This window comes from Actinomadura logoneensis (assembly GCF_003428695.1).
Classification (GTDB): domain Bacteria; phylum Actinomycetota; class Actinomycetes; order Streptosporangiales; family Streptosporangiaceae; genus Spirillospora; species Spirillospora logoneensis.
Map to the genome: position 1 here is coordinate 1 of NZ_QURH01000955.1, position 8,150 is coordinate 8,150.

Here is an 8,150-nt window from a genome sequence, read left to right on the forward strand (position 1 = left end):
CCCGCCGACGACGTCCCGCCCGCCCCGGCCGCCCCGTCCGACACCGAGCAGCCCGGCGCCGGGCGCGACAAGCCCGAGACCGCCCGGCTGGAGGGGACCGAGCCGTCCCGGCCCGACGGCGCCGACCCGGCCCGCCCCGACGGGACCGACCCGTTCCGTGCCGACGGCACCGAACCGTTCCGCGCCGACGGCACCGGGCCGTCGCGGCTGGACGGCCCCGCGGCCACCTCGTCCGACGCGCTGTCCGAGCGGGACGAGGCCGCGATCTTCGCCGACCTGGTCGCCAACTTCGACGCCGTGCACGAGGGCGACCGCGTCCCCTGGCCCGACCAGGAGAACATCCACGAGGACGAGGAGCCGCCCGGCGAGGGCGACGACCGCACCGGCCGCCTCCCCCGCGCCCGCGTGATCCGGGCCGCCGACCTCGACGACGAGGACGAGCCGCCGCCCGCCGACGACGAGGGCCACTACGTCCCCCCGCCCCCGCCGCCGCTGCCCGCCGCCGACCCGCTCACCAAGGGCGCGTGGATCGCCCTGGTCGGCGGCCCCCTCTACCTGCTGATCACGGTCGTGCTGAACTGGAACGTCCCCGGCTGGGCCGCGTTCCTCGCCGTCGCGGCGTTCATCGGCGGCTTCGTCACCCTCGTCCTGCGGATGGGCGACGAGCCCCGCCCCCCGGACGACGACGGCGCCGTCGTCTGATCCTCCCGTTCCGCGCGGACGCTGGAGCTCGCCGGAGGGGCTAGAGCTCCAGGCGCGCCAGGACGGGGCGGTGGTCGGTCGCGCCGGGATAGTCGGCCAGCAGGTCCGGGTCCGTGGGGACGCCGCAGCCGAGCACCCTGACGGCCCGGTCCGCGAACACGCCGTCGATGCGGCGGTCGGGCCGGGCTGCGGAGAAGGTCAGGGCGTCGCCCTCGGGCGCGACCGCGTGCGCGTCCTGGAAGCGGGCGGCGAGGCGGCCCCACGCCGGGCCGTCCGGCTCCTCGTTGATGTCCCCGGTGAGGACGACGGGCGCCCGGTACCGGGCCCCGGCGCGTTCCAGCAGGGCCAGGACCTCCCCGACATGCCGCAGGCGCGGCTCGTCCGCCAGGTCCAGGTGCGTGCTGGCGGCGATCAGCGGCAGGCCGTCCACCCGCAGGACCGCGACCGCCAGCCCGCGCCGGTGCAGGCCGGGCTCGCGGGACAGCAGGTGGAACCGGCGGGCCACGCGCCTCACGCGCGGCGCGGTGAAGACCGCGAGCCCGCAGGCGCGGCGGCCCGCGGCGATGCGCATCCCGCAGGCCCGCGCCAGCCGGCGGCGCTGCCACCACCAGCTCGCGAACCGCGGCACCTCCTGCAGGCACAGCACGTCCGGACGCAGCGCGCGGACGACCCGCGCCACCGCCTCCGGATCGTCCCGCAGCGACCGGATGTTGTAACTCACCACACGAACCGGCACGGCCACGTCCTCCCCCTCGGACATCCACGGAACGCCCCACCCCGGAGCCGGGGCTGGGCGTACCCGGGCGCGCGCTGACGGACCACACTCGAAACCGCCGGTCGGAGCCGGGCGGTTCAGAACCCGGGGTCCTGAGCCGGGTGGGTCAGGAGCGGGCCAGGTCGGCGGCGCCGACGATACCGGCGGCGGAGCCGAGTTCGGCGATCCTGATCTCGGGCAGCGGACGGTGCCCGCGGCCGGTGAGGGCGTTCGCGAACGCCTGCCGGACGGGCTCCAGCAGCAGGTCCCCGGCGTCGGAGAGGCCGCCGCCGATCACGAAGCAGCCGGGGTCGAGCACGGCGGTGAGGTCGGCCAGGCCCTGGCCGGTCCAGTGCGCGATCGTCCGGAAGCACTCCAGCGCGGCGGCGTCGCCCTCGCGGGCGGCCTCGGTGACCTGCGGGCCGTTGATCCCCTCGGGCCGTCCGCCGCCGAGCTCCAGCAGCCGCCCGGCCAGCGCCGGGGACACCCGGGCCAGCTCGCGCGCCTCGTAGACCAGGGCGTTCCCGCTGGCGTACTGCTCCCAGCAGCCCCGGTTGCCGCAGCCGCAGCGGCGGCCGTCCGGGACGACCCGGACGTGCCCGTACTCCGCGCCGACCCCGAAACGTCCCCGGTACAGCTCGCCGTCGATGACGAGGCCGCCGCCGATGCCGGTGCCGAGCGCGACCAGCACCATGAAGTCGTGGCCGCGGCCCGCGCCGTAGCGGGCCTCGCCCCAGGCCGTGGCGTTCGCGTCGTTCTCCACCACGACCGGCAGCCCGACGAGGTTCTCGACGATCGCCTTGATCGGCTCGTCCCGCCAGGCCAGGTTGGGCGCGAACATCACGACCGAGCGCGTCTCGTCCACGAACCCGGCGCAGCCGAGCCCGACGGCCGTCACGTCCTCGAACTTGCCCTTCAGCAGGTCGACGACCTCGGCGATGGTGTCGGCGGTCTCCTTGGGGTTGGTGGACGGGGTGGGCCGCCGCACCTTCTCCAGGATGTTCCCCCGGTCGTCGACGACACCGGCGGCGACCTTCGTCCCGCCCACGTCCACGCCGATGGTCAGGGCCATGAGCGTTTCCCTCCGCCAATTCGTTGAGTTGTCAACCGATGTCCGTCGTGTCCTCGCCGCGGGCGCCGGTTCCGGGCCGGGCGCCGCCGCCGGAGCGGGTGTCGCGGCCCGAGCGGGTGTCGCGGCCCGAGCGGGTGCGCTCGTAGGCGGCGGCGACGTCGAACGCCGCGGCCAGCAGCGAGCGCCCGGCCTCCTCCACGTGCCGCCGGACGTCCGGACCGGACTCGCGGGCCAGCGCGATCGCCCGGCAGACCGGGCAGTTCCGGCACTCCGGGGCGCCGGTCGCGATGTGCGGGTCGTCGGCGAACGCGCCGGGCTCCTCGGTGAGGACGTGCGCCCACACGTCCTCGTCCGCGGTCCGCCCGCGCCCTTCCCGGGCGGAGGCGTCCGCCTGCGGCTCGCCGGTGGCGCGCCTCCAGACGTCCCCGGCGTCGTCCCCCGCGGAGGACGCGCCGGACGCCGCGCCCGAGAGGCCGGACGCGGCCGTGCGGGCGGCCCGGCCCACCCGGCGCCGGAGGGCGTCGATGAGCTTGGCCGCCTCGTCGAGGACGTCGCCTGGCTGCTGGTCGGTCATGAGAACATTGTCCATCCCTGCTCGGCGGGAAACGGTAGCGGCCCGCACCCGATGGGGCACATCGGTCAGCCCTCGATGTGCCGCTTGAGACCCTTGAGCGCCGAGTCGATGATCCGCTTCTCGCCCTTGCGCCTGACCATGCCGATCATCGGGACCCGGACGTCCACGGCCAGCTCGTAGGTGACCTCGGTCTCCGCGTCCCCCGCCGGGGTCAGGGTGTAGGCGCCGTGCAGGCCGGTCACCACCGCGCCCGGCTCGACCAGCTCCCAGCGGACGGCGTCGTCGCCCTCCCAGGTGTAGGCGAGCCCGACGGTGTCGCTGATCGGGCCGCCCTCGAAGGTCATCCGGGCGCGCCGGGCGCGGCCGTCGTCGCCGGTCTCGGTGACCTCGAAGGACCGGATCCCGCTCGCCCAGTCCGGATATGCCTCGAGGTCGGCGATCACCGCCATGATGTCGGCCTGCGCGGCCCTGATCGTGGTGGACGAGCTCGTGCGGTCCGCCATGGGTCCCTTCCCTCCGGCTCTGCCGCGTTGGCCGCTGCCGTTGTCGTTGTCCGCCGTCGTGCGCCCTCGCGCCCGGCCGTGGGCCCGGCCGCGCGTCCTGCCGCGTCCGCCGCCGCACCGCGCGGTCGCGTCCCGCCGTCCGTGCGCGGGACACATCCTCGCGGAGATCCGGTCAGATCGTCAGTACGTAGGGCTTCCCGCTCGCCCGGAAATGTCCCACATTGATGCATTCGGTGCGGCCGATGCGCATCCGCCGGGCGAGCGGCTGGTGCACGTGGCCGAACAGCACGTAGCGCGGAGACGTCTCGCGGATCGCCTCCAGCACCGCCTCGCTGCCCCGCTCGAACCGCCGCGCGACCGTGTCGTACAGCAGCTCCGGGACGGCGGGCGGGATGTGGCAGCACAGCACGTCCACCGCGCCGACCGCCGCGACCTTCGCCGCGAACTCCGCGTCGTCGATCTCGTTCGGGGTGCGGTAGACCGTCCGCAGCCCGCCGCCGACGAACCCGAACCGGACACCGCCGATGTCGGCGATCTCGCCGTCCAGGACGCGGTGCCCCGGCCGGACGAAGTCGGCCCACAGCCGCGGCACGTCCACGTTCCCGTAGGTGAGGTAGGCGGGCGCCGGCATCGCGTCGAACAGCTCGGCGTACTGCCGCCGGACGGCCTCCTCGATGTGCGGCCGGGCGTCCCCGCCCAGCGACGCCCACATCCGCCGGGAGAACTCCCGCGCCTCGTCGAACCGCTTGGCCGTGCGCAGCGCGATGAAGTGATCGGCGTTCTCCGCTCCGAACAGGTCGGCGAAGATGCCCCGCCCGTGGTCGGCGTAGTCGAGGAACAGGATCAGGTCGCCCAGGCAGACCAGCGCGTCCGCGCCGTCCCCGGCCTTCCTGAGCGCCTCCGCGCGGCCATGGACGTCGCTCACCACATGGATCCGCATGAATCGAGCCTAATGGGCGTCCGCCCGTCCCCACACGACCAGCCCACCCGACACCCGCCCACAGCCCTGAGCCTCCGCGCCCTACCCCGGCCCGAGCCCACGGCCCCCAAGCCGCGCCTCTCCGCAGACACAGCCGCGCGGCAGGTAACGCCACCCCGAACGCCCCACGCACCGCAATCAGAGCGCACCACAGGTGACAGCGCACCGGCCGACTCTGCACCGCAGGCCATGGCCCACCGCAGGCCACAGCGCAACGCAGGACGCTGCGCGCCGCAGGGGCGGGCGGGGTCAGGTGGCGGCGGTGACCAGGGCTCGCCACTCGGCGACGAGGGCCGGGTCCACCGGGGCCTCCCAGGATCCGTCGGGGCGGACGGCCGTGCCGACGTGGAACGCGCCGACACCCGCGGCGGCGAGGACGGCCACGTGCTTGCGGCGCAGTCCGCCGCCCGCCATCAGCAGCCGGGCGGACTCCGTTCCCTCGGCGGCGCGCCGCACGAGGGTGTCCAGGCCCGACTCGACCCCGCGCGGGGACCCGGCGGTGAGGACGGTGTCGCAGCCCAGCGTCCGGACGGCCGCCCATGCGGCGACCGGGTCGGCGGCGTGGTCGAGGGCGCGGTGGAACGTCCACGGCAGGCCGCCCGGGAGCGCGCCGGCGATCTTGGCGACGGACCCGGCGTCCACCGCGCCGAACGGGTCGAGGAAGCCGAGCACGAACCCGTCCACGCCCGCCTCCGCCAGGTCCCCGGCGGCGCGGCGCAGCCGGTCGAGCTCGGGCGCGGTGGTCCGGAACCCCGGGTTGGCGCGCAGCATGGCCCGCATCGGCAGTCGCGTGGCCCGCCGGATCTCCGCGACCACCTCCGGGTCGGGAGTCAGGCCGTCGGCGGCCATGTCGGCGACCAGCTCGAGGCGGTCGGCGCCGCCCTCCTCGGCGGCGCTCGCGTCCTGCGCGGTCAGCGCGATCACTTCCAGCAGGGCCACCGCGCGCCTCCTCGCTTCGGTTGAGTATGTCCTGGTCAAGCGTAGGCCAGCGGACCCCGCTCCCAAGGCGATCCGGCCCGGAAACCGAGGACCCGCCCGAACGGCCCCCGCCCGCCGCCGGCGGATCCACGCGGGGCGGCGGCTTTCGAGCAAGGGGCCGCGGACGTCGTTGCCGGACTGTGACCGTGTGGTGACGATCACGCCGGACGGCTCCGGGGCAGGTCCCGGGGCCGGTGTCCGGAAGCGGCGGCCCGCGACCGTCGCCGGAGGGGCCCGACGCCCTGTTTACTCGGAGCCGCAACGGCTCCCGCGGCGGCACGGCGGAGCCGGCGGGTGATCGTCCCGGGCCGGAGCCCCGTCCGGCGCGCGATCCCCGGCGGACCAGCCGCTACCGACCTGCGCGGACCCGTAGCTACCATCGAGTAGCAAGAGGTTGTACCGTCGTCCCCGCCCTAGCCGTGATCAACCAAGGAGTGGCCGTGCGCGAGTTCAGCGTCCCCGCCTTGGTGGAGGTCCCCGACTCCACCAACCTGACCGACGCGCCTTTCACCCGGGCCGCCGAGAAGCCCGCCACGATCGTCATCCGGCGACGCGGTGAGGGCGGAGCCTGGACCGCCGTGACGGCCGGCGAGTTCGCCGCCGAGATCACCGCCCTCGCCAAGGGGCTGGTCGCCGCCGGGATCGAGCCGGGCGACCGGGTCGCGCTGATGTCCCGCACCCGCTACGAGTGGACGCTGATCGACTACGCCGTCTGGGCGGCGGGCGGCGTGAGCGTCCCGATCTACGAGACCTCCTCCCCCGAGCAGGTGAAGTGGATCATCGGCGACTCCGGCGCGAAAGCCGTGTTCGCCGAGACCGACGAGCACTTCGCGACCATCGCCGAGGTCCGGGCCGAGCTCCCGGGCCTCGAGCATGTCTGGGGCATCGAGGCGGGCGCGGTCGCCGAGCTGTCCGGCTCCGGCGCGGACGTCCCGGACGCCGAGATCGACAAGCGCCGCCGCATCCCGGCCTCCGGCGACGTGGCGACGCTGGTGTACACCTCCGGGACGACCGGCCGCCCCAAGGGCTGCGAGCTGACCCACGGCAACCTGGTGCTGACCGCGCGCAACGCCATCCAGGGCGCGCTCGCCGAGGTCACCGTCGGCGGATCGTCCACGCTGCTGTTCCTGCCGCTCGCGCACGTGTTCGCGCGGCTCATCCAGGTCGCCACCATCGAGGGCGCGATCGTCCTCGGGCACAGCGACATCAAGGGCCTGCTGCCCGACCTCGAGACCTTCCGCCCGTCGTTCCTGCTGGCCGTCCCGCGGGTGTTCGAGAAGGTCTACGGCGGCGCCGAGCAGAAGGCGATCGCCGGCGGCAAGGGCAAGGTCTTCGCCGCCGCCACCGAGACCGCCATCGCCTACAGCAAGGCCCTGTCGGCCGGCGGCCCGGACCTCAAGCTCCGGCTCAAGCACAAGGTCTTCGACGTCCTCGTCTACGGCAAGCTGCGCGCGGCCGTCGGCGGACGCGTCGAGTACGCGGTGTCCGGCGGCGCGGCCCTCGGCGAACGGCTCGGGCACTTCTTCCGCGGCGTCGGGATCACCATCCTGGAGGGCTACGGCCTGACCGAGACCACCGCGCCGATCACCGTGAACCGGCCGTCCGCGCTGAAGATCGGCACCGTGGGGCAGCCGATCCCGGGCGTGTCGGTGCGGATCGCCGAGGACGGCGAGGTGCTCGCCAAGGGCGTCAACATCCTGCGCGGCTACTGGAACAACGAGGCGGCGACCGCGAACGCCGTCGAGGACGGCTGGTTCCACACCGGCGACCTCGGCGAGCTGGACGAGGACGGCTACCTGCGGATCACCGGGCGCAAGAAGGAGATCCTGGTCACGGCGGCGGGCAAGAACGTGGCCCCGGCCCCGCTGGAGGACCGGCTGCGCGCGTGTCCGCTGATCAGCCAGGCGATCGTGGTCGGCGACGGCCGCAAGTTCATCAGCGCCCTGATCACGCTGGACGAGGAGGCGCTCGTCCCGTGGAAGGCCCAGCACGGCAAGCCCACCGCGATGACCGTGGAGGAGCTGCGCCGCGACGCCGACGTGATCGCCGAGATCGACCGCGCGGTGGCCGAGGCGAACAGGTCCGTGTCGCACGCCGAGGCGATCAAGAAGTACGAGATCCTCGGCGTCGACTTCACCGAGGAGGCCGGGCACATGACCCCGAGCCTCAAGGTGCGCCGGCACGTGGTGATGAAGGACTTCGCCCGCGAGATCGACGCCCTCTACTCCTGACCACCGTGTGGAACCACTGAGGAACTGATGCGCGAGATCGACGTCCCCGTCCAGGAACGGTTCCCGGACACCGCGAACCTGACCGACGCGCCGTTCGACCGCGCGGCCCGCACCCCCGGCCGAATCGTCGCCCGCCGCCGCGTCACCCCGCCCCCCACCGCCCCAGCGGTCGGCCACCCCACGCCGGCCGACGGCGCAACGCCCGGCAGCATCACGGCGCCCGGCGGCACGACGGTGGGCGGCGGCGTGGCATCCGGCAGCACTGTGGTCGGCAGTGCTGCGCCCGGTGGCACGACGGGCGGCGACGCAGCGTCCGCCGATGACGCGGCGGCCAGCGGCGCGGCGGCGGATGGCACG

The 8,150-nt window shown here is 74.8% G+C and carries 8 protein-coding genes and 1 pseudogene; 3 read left to right on the plus strand and 6 right to left on the minus strand.

What is annotated here, in order from left to right:
• A partial coding sequence (locus tag DZF91_RS32280) for a hypothetical protein (protein ID WP_235834723.1) occupies positions 1-702 on the plus strand: 702 nt, incomplete at its 5' end.
• 40 nt (positions 703-742) lie between these two features.
• Here the strand turns inward: DZF91_RS32280 and DZF91_RS32285 are convergent.
• The 6 genes from DZF91_RS32285 to DZF91_RS32310 form a co-directional block, all read right to left on the minus strand.
• Positions 743-1,423 (minus strand): endonuclease/exonuclease/phosphatase family protein, encoded by a 681-nt coding sequence (locus tag DZF91_RS32285; protein WP_235834724.1) that lies wholly within the window; start codon positions 1,421-1,423, stop codon positions 743-745.
• A 160-nt stretch (positions 1,424-1,583) separates the two neighbouring features.
• Positions 1,584-2,528, minus strand: a complete 945-nt coding sequence (locus tag DZF91_RS32290) for an ROK family glucokinase (RefSeq protein WP_117360844.1) — start codon at positions 2,526-2,528, stop codon at positions 1,584-1,586.
• A 31-nt stretch (positions 2,529-2,559) separates the two neighbouring features.
• Entirely contained in the window at positions 2,560-3,102 is a 543-nt protein-coding gene (locus DZF91_RS32295) for a hypothetical protein (RefSeq protein WP_117360845.1), read from the minus strand.
• A 65-nt stretch (positions 3,103-3,167) separates the two neighbouring features.
• Positions 3,168-3,605 (minus strand): SRPBCC family protein, encoded by a 438-nt coding sequence (locus DZF91_RS32300; protein ID WP_117360846.1) that lies wholly within the window; start codon positions 3,603-3,605, stop codon positions 3,168-3,170.
• Between the two features lie 172 nt (positions 3,606-3,777).
• Positions 3,778-4,545: a metallophosphoesterase family protein gene (locus DZF91_RS32305; protein ID WP_117360847.1), complete on the minus strand. Its 768-nt coding sequence runs from the start codon at positions 4,543-4,545 to the stop codon at positions 3,778-3,780.
• A gap of 288 nt (positions 4,546-4,833) precedes the next feature.
• Complete coding sequence (locus DZF91_RS32310; protein ID WP_117360848.1) at positions 4,834-5,523, minus strand: copper homeostasis protein CutC; 690 nt, start codon at positions 5,521-5,523, stop codon at positions 4,834-4,836.
• Between the two features lie 479 nt (positions 5,524-6,002).
• Here DZF91_RS32310 and DZF91_RS32315 point away from each other — a divergent pair, with 479 nt between their 5' ends.
• Positions 6,003-7,793 (plus strand): AMP-dependent synthetase/ligase, encoded by a 1,791-nt coding sequence (locus tag DZF91_RS32315; RefSeq protein WP_117360849.1) that lies wholly within the window; start codon positions 6,003-6,005, stop codon positions 7,791-7,793.
• A gap of 27 nt (positions 7,794-7,820) precedes the next feature.
• Positions 7,821-8,150: pseudogene (locus DZF91_RS32320) on the plus strand (hypothetical protein); the annotation flags it as partial.

What these genes read in the sequence shown, in the direction of transcription:
- DZF91_RS32305 (WP_117360847.1), bottom strand. Translation starts at nt 4,545, where the DNA reads ATGCGGATCCATGTGGTGAGCGACGTCCATGGCCGCGCGGAGGCGCTC.
- DZF91_RS32295 (WP_117360845.1), bottom strand. Translation starts at nt 3,102, where the DNA reads ATGACCGACCAGCAGCCAGGCGACGTCCTCGACGAGGCGGCCAAGCTC.
- DZF91_RS32300 (WP_117360846.1), bottom strand. Translation starts at nt 3,605, where the DNA reads ATGGCGGACCGCACGAGCTCGTCCACCACGATCAGGGCCGCGCAGGCC.
- DZF91_RS32290 (WP_117360844.1), bottom strand. Translation starts at nt 2,528, where the DNA reads ATGGCCCTGACCATCGGCGTGGACGTGGGCGGGACGAAGGTCGCCGCC.